The 21,010-nt window shown below is 63.9% G+C and carries 13 protein-coding genes and 1 pseudogene; 7 read left to right on the top strand and 7 right to left on the bottom strand.

Features of this window, described 5'->3' with window-relative positions:
- The first annotated feature begins 24 nt into the window (after positions 1 to 24).
- Positions 25 to 1,050, top strand: a complete 1,026-nt coding sequence (locus ACXJ1Z_RS00725; RefSeq protein ID WP_463778810.1) for a LacI family DNA-binding transcriptional regulator — start codon at positions 25 to 27, stop codon at positions 1,048 to 1,050.
- A gap of 18 nt (positions 1,051 to 1,068) precedes the next feature.
- Here the strand turns inward: ACXJ1Z_RS00725 and ACXJ1Z_RS00720 are convergent, their stop codons facing one another.
- The 3 genes and pseudogenes from ACXJ1Z_RS00720 to ACXJ1Z_RS00710 form a co-directional block, all read right to left on the bottom strand.
- A complete protein-coding gene (locus ACXJ1Z_RS00720) occupies positions 1,069 to 1,890 on the bottom strand; it encodes an SGNH/GDSL hydrolase family protein (protein ID WP_463778808.1) in 822 nt (273 codons plus the stop codon).
- A gap of 365 nt (positions 1,891 to 2,255) precedes the next feature.
- Positions 2,256 to 2,998, bottom strand: a pseudogene (locus ACXJ1Z_RS00715) (DDE-type integrase/transposase/recombinase); the annotation flags it as partial.
- Positions 2,999 to 3,412: 414 nt separating this feature from the next.
- A complete protein-coding gene (locus tag ACXJ1Z_RS00710) occupies positions 3,413 to 5,098 on the bottom strand; it encodes an arylsulfatase (RefSeq protein ID WP_463778806.1) in 1,686 nt (561 codons plus the stop codon).
- Between the two features lie 305 nt (positions 5,099 to 5,403).
- Between ACXJ1Z_RS00710 and ACXJ1Z_RS00705 the strand changes: the two genes are divergently transcribed.
- On the top strand, positions 5,404 to 7,728 hold the full coding sequence (locus ACXJ1Z_RS00705) for a TonB-dependent receptor (protein WP_463781132.1): 2,325 nt from the start codon (positions 5,404 to 5,406) through the stop codon (positions 7,726 to 7,728).
- Positions 7,729 to 8,146: 418 nt separating this feature from the next.
- Here the strand turns inward: ACXJ1Z_RS00705 and ACXJ1Z_RS00700 are convergent, their stop codons facing one another.
- Both ACXJ1Z_RS00700 and ACXJ1Z_RS00695 read right to left on the bottom strand, forming a co-directional pair.
- Positions 8,147 to 8,914 (bottom strand): energy transducer TonB, encoded by a 768-nt coding sequence (locus ACXJ1Z_RS00700; RefSeq protein WP_463778805.1) that lies wholly within the window; start codon positions 8,912 to 8,914, stop codon positions 8,147 to 8,149.
- Between the two features lie 4 nt (positions 8,915 to 8,918).
- Positions 8,919 to 11,006, bottom strand: coding sequence for a TonB-dependent receptor domain-containing protein (locus ACXJ1Z_RS00695; protein WP_463778803.1), 2,088 nt, complete (start codon positions 11,004 to 11,006; stop codon positions 8,919 to 8,921).
- Positions 11,007 to 11,132: 126 nt separating this feature from the next.
- Here ACXJ1Z_RS00695 and ACXJ1Z_RS00690 point away from each other — a divergent pair, with 126 nt between their 5' ends.
- The 3 genes from ACXJ1Z_RS00690 (at position 11,133) to ACXJ1Z_RS00680 (ending at position 15,278) form a co-directional block, all read left to right on the top strand.
- Positions 11,133 to 11,918: a DUF4198 domain-containing protein gene (locus tag ACXJ1Z_RS00690; RefSeq protein ID WP_463778802.1), complete on the top strand. Its 786-nt coding sequence runs from the start codon at positions 11,133 to 11,135 to the stop codon at positions 11,916 to 11,918.
- Positions 11,919 to 11,952: 34 nt separating this feature from the next.
- Positions 11,953 to 12,441 (top strand): EF-hand domain-containing protein, encoded by a 489-nt coding sequence (locus tag ACXJ1Z_RS00685; RefSeq protein ID WP_463778800.1) that lies wholly within the window; start codon positions 11,953 to 11,955, stop codon positions 12,439 to 12,441.
- 317 nt (positions 12,442 to 12,758) lie between these two features.
- On the top strand, positions 12,759 to 15,278 hold the full coding sequence (locus ACXJ1Z_RS00680; RefSeq protein WP_463778798.1) for a TonB-dependent receptor: 2,520 nt from the start codon (positions 12,759 to 12,761) through the stop codon (positions 15,276 to 15,278).
- Positions 15,279 to 15,647: 369 nt separating this feature from the next.
- On the opposite strand, the gene ACXJ1Z_RS00675 is transcribed toward ACXJ1Z_RS00680, so the two are convergent.
- Both ACXJ1Z_RS00675 and ACXJ1Z_RS00670 read right to left on the bottom strand, forming a co-directional pair.
- Positions 15,648 to 16,994 (bottom strand): HAMP domain-containing sensor histidine kinase, encoded by a 1,347-nt coding sequence (locus ACXJ1Z_RS00675; RefSeq protein ID WP_463781131.1) that lies wholly within the window; start codon positions 16,992 to 16,994, stop codon positions 15,648 to 15,650.
- Positions 16,994 to 17,680, bottom strand: coding sequence for a winged helix-turn-helix domain-containing protein (locus ACXJ1Z_RS00670; protein WP_463778796.1), 687 nt, complete (start codon positions 17,678 to 17,680; stop codon positions 16,994 to 16,996). Before ACXJ1Z_RS00670 ends, ACXJ1Z_RS00675 begins: the two co-directional genes overlap by 1 nt.
- 183 nt (positions 17,681 to 17,863) lie before the next feature.
- Here ACXJ1Z_RS00670 and ACXJ1Z_RS00665 point away from each other — a divergent pair, with 183 nt between their 5' ends.
- Both ACXJ1Z_RS00665 and mprF read left to right on the top strand, forming a co-directional pair.
- Positions 17,864 to 18,235 (top strand): hypothetical protein, encoded by a 372-nt coding sequence (locus ACXJ1Z_RS00665; protein WP_463778794.1) that lies wholly within the window; start codon positions 17,864 to 17,866, stop codon positions 18,233 to 18,235.
- A 75-nt stretch (positions 18,236 to 18,310) separates the two neighbouring features.
- Positions 18,311 to 20,950, top strand: coding sequence for a bifunctional lysylphosphatidylglycerol flippase/synthetase MprF (gene mprF, locus ACXJ1Z_RS00660; protein ID WP_463778793.1), 2,640 nt, complete (start codon positions 18,311 to 18,313; stop codon positions 20,948 to 20,950).
- Positions 20,951 to 21,010 lie beyond the last annotated feature (60 nt).

Raw genomic sequence — 21,010 nt, 5'->3', positions numbered from 1 at the left:
TCTCATGTGCCAGGAATTCGCGCGTTGAAGTCAGTCACGATCGTCGATGTTGCGCAACGCGCCGGCGTGTCGATCAAGACCGTCTCGCGCGTCATCAACCAGGAACCCAACGTGCGCGAGCAGTTGCGCGAGACGGTCAGGCTCGCGATCGAGGAACTCGGTTACCGGCCCAATCCTGCGGCGCGCAGCCTGCCTGGCTCCAAGTCATACCTGATCGCGCTGCTCTACAAGAACCCGGTGTCGGACTATCAGGGCAAGATTCTGCGCGGGGCGATCGAGCGGGCGCGCAAGTCGGGCTACCAGATCGTCCCCGAGCCGGTCGGCGACGAGGATCGCGAGGATATCATCCTCACGCGGATGCTGCAGCACATCCGTGTCGATGGCCTCATCCTGGTTCCGCCGATCAGCGACAGCCCGCGCGCCCTGGCCGTCGTCGACCGATCGAAGATCCCCTACGTCCGCATATCCCCGCAAGACGACGCCTTCCGCTCCGCCTTCGTGCACATGGACGACGAGCGTGCGGCGTTCGAGATGACGATGCATCTGGTTGCCCTCGGCCATCGCCGGGTCGGCTTCATCGGGGGTGATCCGACCCACGCAGCGTCGCAGCAACGCGAGGATGGCTATCGCCGCGCCCTGTCGTCGAGCGAGATCGCGTGGCGTCCCGAATACGTGCAGCCTGGTGAGTTCACCTTTCGCTCGGGCTTTGAGGCGACCGAGACGCTGCTGTCTCTCGAAGAACGACCCACCGCGATCTTCGGCGCCAACGACGAGACGGCGCTTGGGGCGCTGGCCCAAGCCCATCGGCATCGTCTCGATGTGCCGGGTGATCTGTCAATTGCTGGCTTCGATGATTCCGTTTACAGCTCGGTCGCCTGGCCAAACCTCACGACCGTGCGACAGCCCGTGATCGAGATGGCCGAGGAGGCCACCGCCTTGCTGATCGAGGGACGCGCCGGTGAAGTCGGGGCCGATGGCCATGCGATCAACAAGGTATTGCCGTTTGAGCTGATCGTGCGCGAGTCCACCGCCAGCCTGACTGGGAGCTAGTCGCTTAGAGCAGGGTGATCACAGTCGCCAGCCCTTGATCAGCTTGGCCAGCGCACTGGCGACAGCCGCGTGGCCCGCAGCGGTGGGATGCCACCCGACCTCCGTCGCCGGATATCCTTGCGCCCAGGGCTTTCTCGAGCATGTCTCGTGCCCTTTCGAGAGGGTATTGGCGGGTAGCAGGTATGCGCCTTCCTGTTTTGCCACTCTCGCCGTCAAAGCGGCAAGCCGCCGTATCGTGGCTCGGCCCTGCGCCAGCTGCGGCGCATCCAGCGGCAAGCTGGCGCAGGTCCGGTCTTCTGGTATGACGCGGAGGTATTCGACGAATACCAGTCGGCTCGTCGGCGCACGTTTGCGCACTTCCCTTGCGATCAGGCGCATGTTGGCTTCCAGCACGGCCCAACTCGCTTCGGTCGTCGCGATCGCCGGCGGGCAGCTGGCAGAGATCGCCTCTGCACCGCTCCCTGCGCAAACGGCGCGCATCAGGTCACGCACATAATTCACGTCATTGCCGCCGATCGTCACGGTTACGAGGCGGGTGTTCGCGCCGACGGCATCGATCTGCGCTGGCAGTTCATTCCAGTTCGTCAGGATGTGCTCGGTCGTCGCGCCGCTGCAAGTGACGTCGACGAGATTGAGTTGAGCATGCTGGGCAAGAAGGTGCGGGTAATTATTGACGGTGCGCCCACAACGCTTGGGTGATTCAGGGACTTGCGGTCCAATGCTAATGCCGGCGGCATAGGAGCTACCCATGGCGACGTAGCGCGGCTTGCCAGGTGGTGCAGCCCCTATAGCGAATACAGCCATGCCGACGATTCCGATGGAACGTAGAAGTGCGCGCATCTCACATTCCTTTTCGGACCAGCCCGCGAGAGCTTCCTCATCCTGAGACGCCGTTCCGCACTGGTAGCTTCCACGATCCCCGATCGGATCGTGTCTATGAATGCATTGTATCGACAGACCTGAATTCGTCTACCGCCCTCATTTCGGCCATCAGCGGCCTCCACGGCGATCCCCAAAACGGAACTTCGTTCATGTGGGCTCAGACATAGCTGCGAAAGTCGTGGCCTAGGGCCTTGCAGCCTTTTGCGCTGCGCGGTCTCAACGGCAGCTCCCGCCAGAAGCCGACGTCAACCAGTGGCTTTCGGATCTGAGCGCACAAATGCCTGTGAACCGCCCCGGGATTGTCGGAGGCCATTCGGCTTAAATTATGCAGGCATGGGAGTGTCGTTCAGCATGGCGTAGTAGCGTTCCTTGGCTTATGGGGCGGGATGTTGCCGATGGGCGCGAGGGGTCGGCGATTGTTGACCGGTCCATCCATTCGAGCGTGGCGTATTCAACGGCTTCAAAGGATCGCCACGGACCTCGCCGGTGGATCACCTCGGCCTTGTAAAGGCCATTGATCATCTCCGCCAAGGCATCGTCGTAGCTGTCGCCGAAACTGCCCATCGATGGCTCGATGCCGGCTTCGGCAAGTCGCTCGGTATACTTGGTCGAGACATACTGGCTGCCGCGATCGCTATGATGGATCAGGCCACCACGATGCACCGGTCGCCGATCATGGATTGCTTGATCCAGGGCATCCAGCACGAAGCTGGCATGCGCCGTCCTGCTCACCCGCCAGCCCAGGATATAGCGGGCACGGCGCGGCCTTGTCACTGACCGTCGTCTTCATCGGCTTGCCCAGGATCACGCCCTGCAAGCCCAGCTCGCGCATCAGCCTTTCCACCGTGCAGCTGGCAATGTCGAAGCCCTCCCGCTGCATCTGCCGGCACACCTTGCGCCCGCCGTAGACCTTGAAGTTGGCGTCGAACACGCGCCCGACCTCGGGCTTCATCGCCTCGTCGTGCTGGGTACGTGGTGGCAGACGCGATGGATCGCGGCGCTGTGCCACACGTTCGTGGTAAGTGGATGGGGCGATCGGCAGAACCCGGCAGATCGGCTCTCCACCGCGATCAAGCCGGAGCGTAGCCGTTCGATATCGGGTTTTGCAGCTGCGAGCCATTGTGCCGAGAGAGGATCAGGTTTCGCTGTAGCGTATTCTTTCGGATGGGTGATGGTCCCGTACTTTTGGCGCGGTCGGACCATCTGCATCATTCAACGTGGCCAAAAGCCATTGCGTGCATGACGAGGACTTGGCGCCTTCTTTCGAAGCGCTTCGGCTCGGGGCCCTCTTTCATGATCACGCAGACGCCCGGTGAAGACCGGCAATCGGAACAGCGATGCGTGGGATCTTCGCGAGGCGATCCTGGTCCCAGCCGGCAACGAGCAAAGCCTGTATCATCTGAACGCTATTGCGAACGATGGCACCAGCGATCCAGACTGAACGCTGAGCCAGCTCTACCCGCCAATGCCCAGTCCCCAATTACCGCGTCTGCTCGGGCTTCGGGAGAGCGACGCCCTTGACCGCCGCATAACGGTCCCAGTCGGCCACGAGTTCGGCCAGCTTGCCGGGTTCGGTTTGCGCCAGGTCGCTCGTCTCCGCCGGATCCGTAGCAAGATTGAACAACTGCCACTTGCCTTCGCCGACACCGTCACGCGGGTAAGTCGCATCGCTCTTGGGCAGGTACACCGCCTTCCAATCACCCTTGCGCAGCGCCCGGCGGTAGAACAGCTCGGTGCCGATCGGCTCTGCCGGGCTATGGACCTCGGATGCCTGACCTGACAGCACTGGCACCAGGCTCTTGCCCTCGAACGGCAGGATTTCACGGCCCTTGTAAGTCTGCGGTTGGCTGATACCCGCAAGCGACAGCAGCGTCGGCGCGATGTCCGTCACCGTTATGTACCCGCGCGAGATCCGGTCTCCAGCGATACCCTTGCCAGCGGCGAAGGCCGTGACGCGAGTGCCGCCCTCGGTCGGATAGCCCTTGACCAGCCACGATGGCGAACTGTTCGCCTGCGCCCAGCCCGCTCCATAACCGACATACGATGTCGCCTTGCCGATGTTGGCGAGGCTGTTGTCGATCCCCAGCTTCTTGGCGCCGCCAGGAATGCCACGCACCTGGAACGGCGCATCGATCTCGTTGCCCTCGGGCCCGTTATCCGAGAGGAAGATGATCACGGTATTGTCGTACGTGCCTCGGCGTTTTAGTTCGTCGACGATACGGCCGACGTTCTGGTCCATCTGGTCGACCATCGCGGCGTAGACTTCCATCTTGCGTGCTTCGATCGCTTTCTCGTCCGCCGACAGGCTGGCCCAGGGTTTCACCTTGTCCAGCGTGTGCGGGTGCTGATCGAGCGGGATCAGGCCGAGCTTCTTCTGCCGCGCCAGCCGCTCCGCGCGTAGCGCTTCGTATCCGCCATCGTAGCGACCCTTGTACTTCGCAATGGTCTCCGGTGGCGCCTGCATCGGCCAGTGCGGCGTGCTGAAGGCCATGTAGGCGAAGAACGGCCGGTCCGCCGGCGCCGCGTCGAGAAAGCCGATCATCCGCTCGGCGAAGTAGTCTGCCGAAAAACGACCCTGCGGAAAGCGGACGAACTTGCCGTCCTCACGATAGGTCGCATTGGCCTTTGCCTTCTTCCACGGTCCGTCCTGATCCGCGCCGAAGTGGTTGCCCAGCCCCTGAAGCAGTGCGAAAGAACGATCGAAGCCCCGGGCCGCAGGGCCACGCTCGGCCGTCAGGCCCAGATGCCACTTGCCGGACATGAACGTGCGATAGCCACCTTGCTGCAGCAGTTCCGCGACCGAGGCGACCCGGTCATTGAGATAGCCTTCGTAGCCCGGGCGATTTGCCAGCGACACCGGACGCGATTCCACCATCGTGCCGATACCCGCTTCGTGATTGTCCACCCCGCTCAGCAACATCGAGCGCGTGGGCGAACAAGTCGGGGCCGTGTGAAAGCCGGTGAAGCGCACGCCCCTGGTGGCCAGCGCGTCGAGATTGGGCGTGTCGATCTCCCCGCCGAACGCGCCAAGATCCGACCAGCCCAGATCGTCGGCGACGATCACCAGGAAGTTGGGCCGGCTGGACTGTTGTGCCGCACCCGCCGGTGCCGGGGCGACAGCGGGGCTCTGCTGCGCGACCGCCGGTTGCGTCAAGAGGGTGCTCATCAGAGCGGCGGCAAGAATGGCGGCTTTGCGAGTTAGGGCGCTGCGGATCACGGCGGATATGTTCCGTTCGTCAGATGGTGAAAGACGCAAGGCTAGCGAGCGGCAAGCTACACTCCCACAAAGCTTTCTCTATACCCCATGTAGACAATCTTTCTTGCGGTGGGGATGAGATACTCTACCCAGCGGGTTGATATTTAGCGGAGCGCAGCCGCAAGGCGCTACTCCGCTGTTCTACGGGGATAATGATGGTCAAGCTTTCGCGCGTCGCAGCTTTTGCGCTCTTTTCGACCACGGCCTTGAGCGCGATGCCCGCCTTTGCCGCCGATGCCGCTGCGGACACCGAAGCAGCGCCTCCGGAGGCGGATGGCGGCACCGGCGGCAACGACATCATCGTGACCGCGCGCCGGCGCAACGAGCGCATCCAGGACGTGCCCGTGGCGGCGAACGCCTTTGGCGGCGAACAGCTCGCGGCCACCCGGACCTACAACTTGCGCGACCTGCAGCAGCTGACGCCCAGCCTGGTCGTTACCAACACCAATCCGCGCAATACCAGCATCAACATTCGCGGTTTAGGCAACAACGTGTCCGTCTACAACGACGGCCTGGAGCCGGCCGTGGGCGTCTATGTCGACCAGGTCTATCTTGCTCGGCCAGGGCAGGCGGTGTTCGACCTTTCGGACGTAGAGCGGATCGAAGTGTTGCGCGGGCCCCAGGGCACGCTGTTCGGCAAGAACACCTCGGCCGGCGCCGTGGTCGTCACCACCAAGTCGCCTACCTTCGATCCCGAGGCCGGCGGCGACATCACCTTCGGCAACTACGGCTTTCGGCAGCTGCATGCCTACGCCAGCGGTGCTCTGGTCGATGACGTGTTGGCCGCGCGCCTCTACGTCTCGAAGACCGATCGCGATGGTTACATGACCAACCGCTTCGATGGCTGGGACACGCAGGATTACCACGACCTGGGCGTGCGCGGGCAGCTGCTGTTCACGCCTACCCCCGACTTCAAGCTGCGCGTGATCGGGGACTATGGCCGCCAGCGCTCGAAGACGGCGGCGGCCGTGCTTACCGGGGTGATCCGGCAGTATGATAACGGCACTAATTTCGCCAACAACTACAACGACCGCTCCGCCCGGCTCGGCTACCAGCCGACCCCGATCGCCCCAGATGCGCGGCTCGTCGATGTCAACGCCAACCCGCGCTACAAGATGAACCAGTGGGGCGTCGCCGCGATTGCCGACCTGACGATTCCTGGCAACACCCTGACCTCCGTCACAGCATATCGGGCGTGGAACTGGTATCCGCACAACGATGGTGACGCCACCAGCCTGGATGCCGGCACCGACTTTCATCAGAGCAACGAACAGCGCCAATTCAGCCAGGAACTGCGCATCGCCTCCGAAGGGCCGCGCAAGATCGATTACGTCGCCGGGCTCTACTACCTGTGGCAGTCGATCGATGCTGAGGCGGTGAACGCCTACGGCCGCCAGGCTGCCGCCTGGTTCGTCGCGCCCACCGTCGACCAGACCGCCGCCGCCGCCGCGTTGAACGGCTACACCATCATCGGCCTCTCCAAGCCGGTGACCAACAGCTACGCCGCGTTCGGCCAGGCGATCTGGCATCTCACGCCGACTGTCGATTTCACCGGCGGCCTGCGCTACACCTACGAGACCAAGTCCGGCTTCTTCGACCAGTCCGCCACCGGCGCCAGCCTCGCCGGGTTGAACCCGGCGCAGCTCGCCGCCGCCAACACGATCCGTGCCCGCTATGGCATCGCCAATGCGTACACCGCGCGCACCCGCGAAGGCCGGCTTTCAGGCTCGGCGACATTGTCGTGGAAGGTGACGCCGGACGCGCTGGTCTATGCGACGTATGGGCGCGGCCACAAGTTCGGCGGGCTAAATCTCGCCAACATCACCACCACCGGCCCGTTTGCCGCCGACCCGGTGATCAAGCCCGAGACGATCGACAGCTACGAGCTGGGCGTAAAGACCGCCTGGTTGGACAACAAGCTGACCGCCAACCTCGCCGCCTTCTGGACCGACGACAGCGATTACCAGACGACGGTGGTCGATGTGGACCGCAACAACCAGTCGTTCTTCACCAATGTCGGCGCGGTGCGGACACGCGGCCTCGAAGGCGACTTGCGCGCCAATCCGGCACCGTGGCTCTCGCTCTATGCGTCGGGCGCCTACACCGACGCCAAGTACGTCAGCTATCGCAACTCGCCATGTCCCATCGAGATCATCGGCCAGACGACCTGCGACTTGAGTGGCCAGCGCCTGCCCGGTGTTTCGAAGTGGGCGGCCTCGACCGGCGGTGAGGCCCATGCCGGCGTGGGTTCGGTCTTCGGGCGCGACAGTGAGCTCTACTTCGGGGCCGACTACAGCTACCGGTCGAACTTCTACACCACCGCGAACCTGTCTCGCTATTCGCTGATCCCGAGCTACGCGCTCGTCAATGCGCGCGCCGGCTTGCGCACGCTGGACGGCCTTCTGGATGTCCAGGTATGGGCCCGCAACATCGCGGATTCGCTGTACTACCAGAGCCTGTCGGCGGGTACGACAGGGTCGATCACCGGCACGCTGGGCGATCCACAGACCTATGGCATTACCGTCAGGATGCGACTTTAAGTATCGGTGGCGCCTCACTTTCCTGAGGCAAGCAGCCGTTGCAAGGTGTTCGGCGGCTATTCCTTACCGAGGCGAAGCAGCGGCCAATCGTGTTAAGGTTCTGCTGGTGACCTCACGGCTAAGAGCCCGATGGGTTTTGCTCAAAGGCAACATCAACGGCGTTTGCTACCCCATGCCTCTGCGGCACAGGAGGGGCAGGGAAGGGCGCCTGTCGCCTTCATCGTAGTCATCTGCAGGCCACGATGCCGGACCCGAAAGCGGCCCTTTGTTCATTTCCATGATGGCGCCTGATCTCGTGCCAACGGACGCCAGCTTCGACCTGCCACCATTGGCACTCCAGCTATCGACGATCCGTCAGCTGTGGCTTGCCTACGGCAGGTCGGCAAAGACATTGTGTCGAGAACAATGAGCCGGCTGCTCATGAGGGCAAGGTAAAGGCGATAGGTGCATTGAATTCGATCCGATCACCGGGCAAATCGGCGGGTGCTCGGGGGTAGGGCGAGGAGCGGCGTAACATCGCCTCGGCCTCTTCGTCCAACACGGCATTGCCGGACCGACCCGTCACCGCGCCTTCCAGCAGCACGCCTTCGCGGTTGAGGACGAAGCGGACCTGCACCAGGCCTTCCTCGCGCCGCATGCGCGCACGACGAGGGTAGACCTTGTGGGCGTACAGCCAGGAGCGGACCGCGGCGGCATAGCTGCGGCCGTTGCCAGATGGCGCCTTGACGTTCAATCCATCTACGACGCCTCGCCTCGCCGCAGTCAAATTCGCCGAGAATGACGTCGATGACGTGGAACCGGTAGGCGATCTATGCGGTGCTGCCGGCGATGCTGGGGTGATCGTCGGAGCGGGAACGCTGATCGACGCGGCTGGGGCTGGCAATCGCGCAACGATCGGCAGGGCGGGCGGCACGACGGCGGGGGCCGTTTGTAGCATCGGTTCATCTGGCGGGGACGGAGGTGGTGGACTGGTGATCGCAGGAGAGGCTTGGGCCGGTGCATCCTCCTCGCCGTGATCCTGACCTTTGGACATTGCGAACGAGACCGTGGTCACGTTGGGCGCCTTGGGTCGCTCGTCCGTGCGCCGCATCTGCAGCCCGAGCAGCGCCGCAACGATCAATCCGTTGACCAGCAGCGATGCCGCCGCCGGTCCGCAGATGCGAAGGGAAGGTGCCGTCCGCGCCATCGCGTCAGAACGTGTTCGCGACGGTGAACTTGATGCTGCGCCCCTCGGCCGCCAGCGACGACAGGTGGCGGCGGAACTGCTTGTCGAACACGTTGTCCGCCGCGATCCGGAACTCGAAGCCTTTCGCCGAACCAGCCAGCGGTCGGAAGGTCAGGAACAGATTGTGGACGCTGTACCCGCCGGTGGGCAGGCCCGATCCCGCCGAGGCGAAGGCGCTGGGCGTGACCTTGTCCTGCCGCTCGGCGAACTCGCCGGTCCAGCCGCCGGTCAGCCCGGTGCGCGCGTCGGCGTATCCCAAGGTCAGGCGATAGTCGTTCGCCGGGATCGTGTTGAGATAGGCGCCCGTCAATCGGTCCTTGCCCTCGATGAAGGAGAGGTTGCCGCGTGCGAACAGGCCGCCGATGCCGTACTCGGCCTCGACCTCCAGGCCCTTGAAGCGCGAGCGATTGACGTTCTGGAAGTACGGCGTTCCGGGGGCGGCCGCGACGTTGACGATCAGGTCCTTGACGTCGTTCTGGAACAGCGTTGTCTTGGCGCGGAAGCGGTCGCCCCGGCCCAGCGTGTCGTCGAACGACAGGGTGAAGCCGACCTCGTAGTTGTCGGACTTCTCCGGCCGCAGGTTCGGATTGTTTGGACGCGTGACGCTGCGTGTGAACACTTCGTCGATGTTGGGCATGCGGACGGTGCGCGCGAGCGAACCGAACAGCCCGAACCAGGGGGTGACGTTGTAGAGCGCGGCCAGCTTGGGCGAGACGGCGCTGTCCTTCACGTTGTCGCTCAACACGGTGCCGCCGACCACGGTGGCGCCGGGCTGCAGATCGGTCCAGTCCACGCGGATGCCGGGCATGATCGTCAGCTTGTCGGACCAGACGATCTCGAGCTGGCCGAACAGGCCGTAGCGGCTCATGTCGCCTTCGGGATGGGTGCCCGCGCCCGGCGTGACCACGCCGGTGAGCGAGACGCGCGGGTTGCGCCGCTTCTGCTTGCTCCACTGGCCGCCGACGATCAGGAAGGTCTTCCAGTCGCCGCCCATGTCGAACTCGCTGGTGTTCTGCACTTTCGCTTGCCAGCTCTCGTACGAAAAATTGGAGTAGGCGAGCGGGCCCAGGAATGTCGTCTCGGTCTGGTGGACGTCGGATAGCGAATAGCCCGCCTGCGCCTCGACGTTGAGGACCTTGCTGCCGTCGAAGTCGTTGACGTAGCCCATTACGGCAGTCTTGTCGTGAACGCGGCGTCGCATCAGCGACGCGCCGGTCGCGGCGGAAACCTGATCGTAGACTTGCGGAGCGTCGCTGATCCAGTCCTGGTAGCTAGCCCAGATCGCATGCTTGCGATTGCCGCCGAGAGTCACCCGGCCCTTGACCAGCCAGTTGTCGGACAGGGTGGCGGATGCGGGCACCGTATCGCCATTGCCGCTCTTGTAGTCGTCGCTGCGGCGGTAGTTGTAGCTACCGAGCAGCTCGACACCCTCGACCAGCTCCACCGCGACGATCCCGGACAGGGTATGCGCCTGGGCATTGGTTTCGGTGGCGGCTTTCAGGCGCACCGCGATCGGATCGCCGTCACTTAGAAAATCCGAGGCGTCCTTGGTGGTGAAGTTGATGACGCCCGCCAGTGCGCCGGCGCCATAGAGGGTCGAGGAGGCGGGGCCGCGCAGCACTTCCACCCGCTTGTAAAGCTCGGGCTCGCTGAAGAACGCGCCCATGCGGTACTGCTCGTAGAACTTGGTGATGCCGTCGACGGTGATGAGCACGCGGTTGTCGCTGTCGCCGATCGCGGTGCCCAGGCCGCGGATGTTGAACCCCTGGCCCAACTGACCGACACCGCCCTGCACGTTGACCCCGGGCATGCCTTCCAGCAGGTCGCCGATCGTGGTCGCCTGGGTCTGGTCGATGTCCTCCTGGTCGAGGGTGCTGACCGCCTGCGGCGTGTCGATCGCGACCTTCTCGGTGCCGGCGGAGACGACCAGCCGGTCCAGCGTCATGTGTGTCGTCTCGGGCTTGTCGTCCTCCGTAACCTCTTGCGCCAATGCCATTGCGGGCGAGAGGAAAAGCGCGGAGCCTAGCAGCAGCGTCTGTTTGGTCTTGATCATCGTCCGGCCCCCCTGTCGGCCCATCATCGCCGACGCTGAGGCGCCGAACGACGCCGACCTACCACCTCGATTAATTATTGCAAGTGAGTCGCAATAGCTTTAGATGACAGGCGATAAGGGGGTACCATGAAGTCCATATTTCGATCCGCTGTCCTGATCCTGGCGATGGCCGCCGCGCCATCTGCGCAGGCGCACATGCCCTATGTGCTGCCCACGCAGTTCGACGTCGGCAAAGGTGACCACACGACGGTGCAATCGTCATTTGCCGAAGATGCCTTCGTGCCCGAAGTCGCGATGCGCGACGCGCCGTTCCATCTGGTCGGCCCCGCCGGAGACGCGTTACCAACACAACCGGTCACCCATCTGCGCGATCTGACGGTGTTCGAGGCGGCGTTGCCGCAGGACGGCACCTACCGCGTCACCAGCGGGCAGCGCGCCGGGCGGATCGGCAAGTTGTTCCGGCAAGGGGATACGTGGGCGATGCGCGGCGAAGGTGCCGAGGCCCCCGCCGGTGCCACCATGGTCGACGTGCAGAGCATGACCCTGGCGGACGCCTACGTGACGCGCGGCCAACCCAGCGTCGGCGCGCTCAAGCCCACAGGCACGGGGCTGGAGATCCAGGCGATCACTCACCCCAACGCAATCGTCGCGGGAAGCGGTGCCCAGTTCGTCCTGCTATTCGACGGCAAGCCGCTGCCCGCGACGCAGATCACCCTGTTCCGCAGCGCCGGTGTCTATGACGGGCGCAAGATCGCCGGGCAGGTGAGCAGCGGGGCGGATGGCCGGTTCACCCTCAAGCCCGATGACGCGGGCACCTACCTGATCCTGGTGCGTCACCGCGGCACCGCGCCGGCCGGCTCGCAGACGCCGTACCGCAGCTATACTTACACGCTCGCCTTCGACGCCGCCTGAGCGGCGCACATCCATCTTTTTGAGGATACGGATCATGAAACTGCAGCTATCCCTTGCCGCCCTTTTCGCCCTCGCTCTGTCCGGACCTGCCTGGGCCGCGCCGCACGACGGCGCCGCGTTCATCCACGACTATGATGGCGACCACGACGGCAAGGTCACCCACGCCGAGTTCGATGCCGGGCGCGTCGCGCGCTTCCGGGCGACCGATGCCAATCAAGACGGCTCGCTGTCGCAGGAGGAATACGTCGGCGAGTATCAGGCGCGGTTGGAGCAGCAGCTCGCGACATCGCACCTGGACGAAGAGAAGAAGACGGAGGAACGCCAGCGCCAGATGCGCCAGGCTCACGTCCGCTTCGGCGTCCTCGATCGCGATCACGACACGAAGATGACCCAGGCCGAATACGCTGCCTCTGGCACGCGTGCCTTCACCGAGCAGGACGACGACCAGGACGGCACCATCACCACCGCCGATGTTGCTGCGACGCAGGCCAGGCGCTTGGCCGCGCGTCGTACTGCAGATTGATGGTCCTTGGGGAGATATATTGCCTTAGATTAAGCATCCCAGTCGACAAGTTGCTGGGCTAAGCACCCTGAACTGGTCGCTTGTGGTGGCAAGTGTTGTTTGTCGGCAGCGAGCGTCGTGTAGTTCTGAAGCGGGTCCGTGCCATCACCGCCGCAAACCGGCGGGCGATTGTGGCATCGACTGTGACACTTTCTCTTCGCCTTGGCTGGATAACTGGCCGCGAGCATAAGGGGCTCTTGCCAAGGCAGAAATTGGCCGTATTCGCGCACTGAAATAGCGGCATGAGGCATTTGCCGCTACCAGTGAGGGGAATTTTGATGAGGTACGCATCGGCGAAGCTATTTCTATGTGCGACGACGGCGGTCGTTTTTGCACTGCCGGCGATGGCGCAGGATGCTGGTGGCGATATCGTCGTCACCGCGCGCCGCACCGAAGAGCGTCTGCAGGACGTGCCGATCTCGATCACGGTGTTCAACGACCAGCAGATCAGCAACAACAACATCGTCTCGGGCGCTGACCTTGCCACGTACACGCCGTCGCTTGCCGCGAACTCGCGCTATGGCGCCGAAACCGCTTCTTATGCGATCCGTGGCTTCACGCAGGAAAGCTTCACCTCTCCGTCCGTCGCGGTATACTTCGCCGACGTGATCGGGCCGCGTGCGCAAGGTGGTACCCCGGGCGGTAACGGCGCTGGCGTGGGCCAGTTTTTCGACCTGCAGAACGTGCAGGTTCTCAAGGGACCGCAAGGAACCCTCTTTGGTCGCAACACGACCGGTGGCGCCGTGCTGATCGTTCCGCAGCGTCCGACCGACAAGCTGGAAGGCTACGTCGAAGGCTCTTACGGCAACTACGACATGTACCGCGTGCAGGGTGTCATCAATATCCCGCTGAGCGACACGTTCAAGGTTCGCGCGGGTTTCGATCGCCAGAACCGCGATGGCTACCTCAAGAACCAGAACCCGGTTGGCGCTCGCGACTTTGGCGACGTCAACTATTGGGCCGCGCGCCTCAGCGTGCTGGCGGAACTGACGCCCGACCTCGAGAGCTACACGCTCGCACGGTATAGCCATTCCAAGACCAACGGCGTGGCTGCCCGACTGGCGGCGGCAAATGCTCCGGGTTGCCGTGATGGCATTTCGACGACCGCGTTCCCCGGCGTGCGCGCCGGCACCACCGCGTCGTTTTTGGCCCCGCTCAATTGTCAGAACCTGCAGGCGGCCCGTGCTCGCGGCGACGGATACTGGGATGTCGACACGAGCGCGCCGAATCCCTTCCTCGAGATCGACCAGTGGGGGGTGCAGAACACCACCAGCTGGAACATCAACGACAACATCACCATCAAGAACACCGCGAGCTACCAGGAATTCCGGCAGGCGCAGTCGTTCAACATCGGTTCCGACGCACTGACGATCCCGGCGTTGACGCAGCTTGGCACGCCCAACCAGTACGCGGGCGCGCCGTTCACCTGGGTCGGTCTGAACCCTGATCGCAACTTCGCCAACGTATCGCAATGGACGGCCACCGAGGAGTTGCAGATCCAGGGTCGGACTTCCGACGGCGCTCTCACTTACGTGCTCGGCGGCTATTACGAGAAGAGCTCCAACAACAGCCCGTTCCAGGGTTCGTTGTCGCCGATATCCTATACGGTCCAGGTGGCGCCGAACTTCTTCACGCTGTCGTCGGTTTCTTGCACCGACATCTCGGAATACCAATGCCGCCCGGTGAACACCCTTGGCGCTCCCGGCATTCCGGGGCTCATCCAGAACTCACTGACGCGCTACCAGTACCGCAATGCCGGCTTTTTTGGTCAGGCGTCCTACAACCTGAGTGACAAGCTCTCGGTTACTGGTGGTTTGCGCTACACGATGGACAAGGTCGTGGGTGAGGGTGGTACACGCCAGATCTTCTTCTTCCAGCCTAACACGCCCGTGTTCCAGTGCGCGGCTTTCCCGGGTCGTCCGGCGCCGTCGGGTGAAAGCTGCCTGACCCGGATCGAGCAGAAGTCGAACAAGCCGACCTGGTTGCTCGGCGTGGATTTCAAGCCGACCACCGACGTACTTGTCTATGGCAAATATGCGCGTGGCTATCGTCAGGGCAACGTCAACGCCTCGAACACGATCCCGATCGGATGGGGCCCGGAGAAGGTCGATTCCTATGAAATCGGCGCGAAGACGTCGTTCCGTGGCGCGGTAACGGGGTACTTCAACGTCGCGGCGTTCTACAACGACTTTTCCAACCAGCAGCTGACCGCCAACCTGATCCCCGATACGTCGATCCCGAACAACACGGCCTCGCCCTCGCAGGCGATCGTCAACGCGGGCAAATCGAAGATCCAGGGCATCGAAGTCGATGCCGCGATCAATCGGAGCGGCATTGGTGTGGCGGTCGGCTATACGTACCTCGACACCAAGCTGAAGACGTATTCGCCTCCCGCGTTCGCCGGCTATCTGACGCCAACCACCGGCGCGATCGTCGGTGGCGCCCTGCCGCAGTCGCCCAAGCACAAGATCGTCGTGACGCCTTCGATCAAGCTGCCGGTGGACAACAGCGTGGGCGATATCTCGCTGAGCGCGACGTACATCTACACCGCCAAGCAGGTCGCCGCTGCGGACTCTCCGCTGGGTCTTCTGCCTTCCAACCAAGTCGTCAACTTTAACCTGAACTGGAACAACGTGGCTGGAAGCCGGATCGATGCCGGTGCCTTCATCACCAACGCCTTCAACGAGAAGTACCCGATCTTCGTCAGCAACGGCTGGCAGTCGTATGGCGCGGAGAGCCTGATCCTGGGACAGCCGCGCATGTACGGCGTGCGTCTTCGCGTGAAGTTCGGAGACTGACTTTATCGATCGTGAAAGCGGGCACGTGAAGCTCGCTGGTTTGAGCGAGCGATTAGGCCGGGTGCGTCATGCATCCGGCCTTTGTCGTGCAGACCCGTTGAGTCGACGCGACGTCCCTTGATGATGCGAAGGACGGTGAAACGCAAAACGTCTCGCGCCGCCGATGTCCGGGTGTCCCGGCAGCTAAACGTTCGCGGGGGCGCTGCTTCGCGGAGCGGACGGCCGAACGGGTAAGGTGGTTTCCCTTTGGGGGTGGATCCTCGCCTTGGCGAACCGCCGGCACGCCCGGCACAGGGTCTCAAACCATTTGGGACTGCAAAGCATGCGTTCAGTTGTGCCGCGTTTCGGCGGCTCCCTCACGCCAGGCCGCTAGATGACTGCTGGTTGCGACAAGCCGATGGCGACTTCCAGGCCGGGGTGATTATTGCGCAGTTCGACGTCGCCACCGTGAAGGTGGGCGACGGCCTGCACCAGCGACAAACCCAGGCCTGCACCCCAGCCGCCGCGCGCTTCATCGAGCCGGGCGAACCGACGCAAGGCCTGCTCTTTTTGATGTTCGGGGATCCCGTCGCCTTCATCGGCAACCGCGATGGTGACGCGGCCTTCTTGGGCGCCGATCGAAAGGGTGATGGTCCCGGCGCCATATTTGATGGCGTTGTCGACCAGATTGCCGATGGCCTGATCCATCAACTGGCGATGAATCGAAAGGGTGATCGGTTCGGGCGCGACCATGACGATAGCGCGGCCTTCATCCTCCACCACCGGCGCATAGATCTCGGTGATCGTGGCGAGCATGTCGGCAAGATCCGTCGGCTTGAAGCTTTCCGTGCCCAGGCCCGCCTCGGCGCGGGTGATACTGAGCGCGGTCTCAATCATCGCCAGCAGCCGTTCGCTTTCAGCCAGAGCCTGATCGACCGCGGTTTGCGCGGCGGGTTCGGTCACGATGCGCGCGGTTCGATAAAGCGCGGACTGCATCCGGGTCAGCGGCGACTTGAGATCGTGTGCCAGGCTATCCGTGGCGATCTGCAGTTCGGAATTGAGCGCCTCAACCCGATCCAATGCCTGGTTCACCTCGGTCCCCAGACGAGCGAAGGCGTCGCCGGTGGCATCGGCCGGTACCCGGCGCGACAGGTTGCCTTCGCGCACCAGACCCAGCGTCATGATGGTGGCTTGCAGGCGATTGACGATGAGGCGGGTGGAGACAAACGCGGCGAATGCGGCGAACAGGATCGACAGCGCCAACGCCACCAGTGTCGCATGTTCGAGCAGCGCGATGAACTGCCGATCGCTTTCGACCACGGTGCCGGTGACGAGCAATCCGCCGCCGCTCAGGCGGGTGGCCTGCAGGAACATCGCTTCGGGTATCCGGTGACCTATGCGTAGCGCCTTGGCCAGCGCATAGGTCCTGGTCGGCGGCAGTTGAGAGCGTCCGGCCAGATTGCCGGCTAGCGGCTTGCCCGCCGCGTCGATGACAGAGAGCACCACGGGGCGTCCCGCCGCAGGTGCCGTGCGCACGGTAACCGCGCCTGTCAGCGCGGCCAGGCCGCCTTGCATGTAGATCGTCAGCAGATCGTCGCGCATCGTCTCGGCCACGGCGATCGCCTGCGCCCGGCTTTGCGAGCGCAGCACGGCGCCGACACCGAACAACAGGATGGCGGCGGCAAGGATCTGGAACAGGAAAACGAGCGCTGCGAAGCGGAACGTCGTCGATCGCATCACGGCTCGGCGCCGATCCGATAGCCGGCACCGCGAACGGTATGTAGCAGCGGCCGGGGCTCACCTTCGTCGATCTTCTTGCGCAGCCGGCTTAGGTGAACGTCGATGACGTTGGTGCCGGGGTCGAAATGGTAATCCCACACGCCTTCCAGCAGCATCGTGCGGGTCACTACCTGATCGACATGGCGCAACAGAAATTCGAGCAGACGGAATTCGCGCGGTTGCAGTTCGATGTTGCGGGCACCACGCTTCACGCGGCGCGACAGCAGGTCCATCTCCAGTTCGTCGCAGCGCAGCACCGTCTCCGGTCCGGCGGCCGCGTTGCCCCGGCGGGTCAACAGCCGAATGCGCGCGAGCAGTTCGGCAAAGGCGAACGGTTTGACCAGATAATCATCCGAGCCGCTGGTCAGTCCCTTGATGCGGTCCTCGGTCGATCCAAGCGCCGACAGTATGATGACCGGAGTGGTGATGCCGGCGCCGCGCAAGGCCGCCAGCACCGCCATCCCGTCCAGGCCAGGCAGCATACGGTCGAGAACGATGCAGTGGTAGCTGCCGTCAGTGGCGAGGAACAGGCCGTCGCGTCCCGTCGCCGCCTGATCGACCACGAAGCCTTCCTCGGTGAGGCCGGTCGCGATGAACTCGGCAGTGCTGGCATCGTCTTCGACCAGCAGGATCTTCTGGGACATCGCTAATCCTCGTCATTGCGATACATGCACTGATCGTTCGCACCTCGAGGCAGGTACCTACCAGAGATTGTCTAGGCATCATGTGAGAGCCAGATGAATTTTTGGTCATCTGTTCGCCAGCAGCAAGGTAAATCCGCTTTCGTATGGGGTGCACGCGGCAGGCAGGCGCGGGAGATCGACTCAGTGGTGCACAGCCCGAAGCATGACGAGGCGCGCCACAAGCGCGCGCCCCGCCGGTACGACGATGCGCTGGACGAGCGGACTTGTCGGCTGATCTGTCCCATTGCCTCGGGCATGGTGGGTGTTTGCCTGACGGGCATCGGCCTGTTGCGCGTGGCCTTCGCGATGCACGGGCGGCAGACGTTGGCGGACGATCTGCTGTCCATCGATGCGCTGTTGTTCCTGCTGGCGACGCTGTCGTCGTACTTCGCGCTGCGTTTGCAATCGAACTTGCGCCTGCACTGGCTGGAACGAACCGCCGACGCGACCTTCATCGTCGCCATGCTGCTGCTGACGATTGCCTGCTTCGTAATCACCTATTCCCTGGGCGTCTGACACCTGTGACAAGATTGCCAAAGGTTCACAAAGCGGCGACATGATGGCAAGCTGACGACCGCTATTCCTCGTTCCATGAGGAACCTGTGGCAATCGATCACGCGGCATCGCCGCTTCGTCACCGGCGGCGTCGTGCTGCTGGTCATCGCGCTCGGCTTCGTGGCGCTTTCCCGGCTTACGCACGAGATCCGGTACGACCAGGTGCGTGCCGCAGTCGCGGCGCTCACCGTCCGGCAGATCGCCTTGTCGCTGGGGTTCACCGCGATCAGCTATCTGGCGCTGACGTTCTACGACGTGCTCGCGCTGAGGATCATCGGGCGTCCGCAACCGTGGCGCACGGCCGCACTCGCATCGTTCAGCAGCTACACGCTCAGCCATAACCTGGGCCTCGCGCTGCTGACCGGCGGCTCGGCGCGCTATCGCATCTATGCAGGTGCCGGGCTGGATGGGCCGGACGTGGCGCGCGTGATAGCGATTGCGGCGGCAATGTTCTGGGCCGGCGTACTCACGATCGCCGGGTTGGCGATGGTCGTCCACCAGGGGCCGCTCCAGATCGCCAGCCTGACGATCCCCGAAACCTCGGCCCGGGCGATCGGCATCGTCGTGCTGTTGGCGACCCTGGCGGCGATCTATGCGGCCGGACGCAGGCGCGCTCCGTTCGCGATGGGCGGCATGACGCTGCCGGTGCCGAGCCGTGGCGAACTGCTCGCCCAGATCGCGGTGGCCTCGGTGGACATGACATGCGCGGCGGCCGCCTTGTTCGTGCTGCTGCCCGGCGCCGATCCCGCGCAGCTGCCCGCCTTCGTGCTCGCCTATGGGCTCGGGCTCGTGGCCGCACTGATCAGCCATGTGCCGGGCGGCATCGGCGTGTTCGAATCCGTGGTTCTCGCGGTGCTGCCCAGCGATCGCGCCACGCTGTTCGCCGCGCTGATCGCTTATCGCATCATCTACTACCTCCTGCCGCTGGCGCTCGGCGTGGTCATGCTGGTGTGGCACGAAAGCGTGCGCCATCGGCACGCCGGCAGGGTGATCGGCGGGATGCAGGCCGTGGCCAGCAACCTGTCGCCGCTGCTGCTCAGCTCTGCGGCGTTCCTGGGTGGTGCGATGCTGTTGCTGTCGGGATCTCTGCCGGCGATTCACGCGCGCATGGGGATGCTATCCGCCATCTTGCCGCTGCCGTTCATTGAGGCCAGCCATGTCGCCGCAAGCGTCATCGGAACCGCGCTGCTGCTGCTCGCGCCCGGCCTGTACCGCAGGCTGGACGGGGCATGCCTTGCTACGCGGGTACTGCTGGTGGCGGGCGCGGTATTCTCCCTGGCCAAGGGCATCGACTATGAGGAGGCGACCGTGTGCCTCGCGCTGGCCGGGCTACTGCAAGCCACGCGGCGTGCTTTCTATCGCCGCACCGCGCTGATCGAGCAACCGTTGACGTCCGGCTGGCTGACCGCGATCGCCATGGCGGCGGCGCTGGCGGCCTGGGCAGGTCTGTTCGCTTACCGCCATGTGCCATACAGCGACGACCTGTGGTGGAACTTCGCGCTGCATGGGGATGCTCCGCGCTTCATGCGGGCGACCCTGGCCAGTGCGGTAATGCTGACCGGGTTCACCATCTGGCGCCTGCTCGCGCCGATGCCGACACGCGCGCCCGACAAGATGGGGGATGCGGACTGGCACACGGTGCGGCGGATCATCGCCACCACCGACCGGTCCGAGACGATGCTGGCACTGACCGGGGACAAGCGGTTCCTGTTGTCCGAAACGGGCGACGCCTTCTTGATGTATCAGATCAAGGGCAGCAGCTGGATCGTCATGGGCGATCCGGTCGGCGCGCAAGGATCGTGGGCTGGCCTGCTGTGGAAGTTGCGCGAACTTTCGCACCGGCAGCAAGGCCGGCTGCTGCTGTACGAGGTGTCGTCCGACACGCTCGAACTGGCCATCGGCATGGGCTTGCAGATCGTCAAGTTCGGTGAGGAGGCGGTCGTCCACCTCGACACCTTCGAACTGGAGACGCCGCAACTGCGCAGTGTGCGCAAATCGCAAAGAGTGGCGGCCCGGGCCGGTGCCCGCTTACGCATCGTGCCCGCTGCGGCGGTCCCGGTGATCCTGGACGAACTGCAAAGCGTCTCGGACGAATGGATGTCCGCCAAAAACGCTCAGGAGAAGGGCTTCAGCCTTGGCCGGTTCGACCGTGATTATCTGTGCAACTTCGACATGGCGCTGATCATGGTGGAGGATCGCATCGTCGCCTTCGCCAACTTGTGGCTGACGGCAAACAAGAACGAGGCCTCGGTCGACCTTATGCGCCAGCGCTCCGATGCGCCGGCGGGCAGCATGGACTTCCTCTTCGTCAACTTGCTGCTGTGGGCCAAGGAGCGCGGCTATCGGCGCTTCACGCTGGGGATGGTGCCGCTGTCCGGTATCGAGGGACGACGCCTGGCGCCGACCTGGGCGAAGGCCGCCGCGCTGATCTTCCGCCATGGCGAGACGTTCTACGGCTTTCGTGGCCTGCGCGGCTACAAGGAGAAATTCGCGCCGACATGGGAGCCGCGATACCTCGCAGGGCCGCAAGGTGTTGGCCTGATCCAGGCCTTGCACGACGTCTCGCGGCTGATCGGTCGCGGTCAACCCGGCGCGACGCCTCCACCAGGACCCGATCGAGAACCGGGGGTGGAGATCGCGCCATCTTTTGACACCTGCAAGGAGGAACCCGCATGAACCGGTCTCGATCCAGGCACGCGCCTCGCCTTCGAACCAAGCGAGACAAGGTCCGTCGTA

The sequence above is a fragment of the Novosphingobium sp. TK46 genome (assembly GCF_055361525.1).
This window is presented reverse-complemented; position numbering and strand designations above follow the sequence as displayed.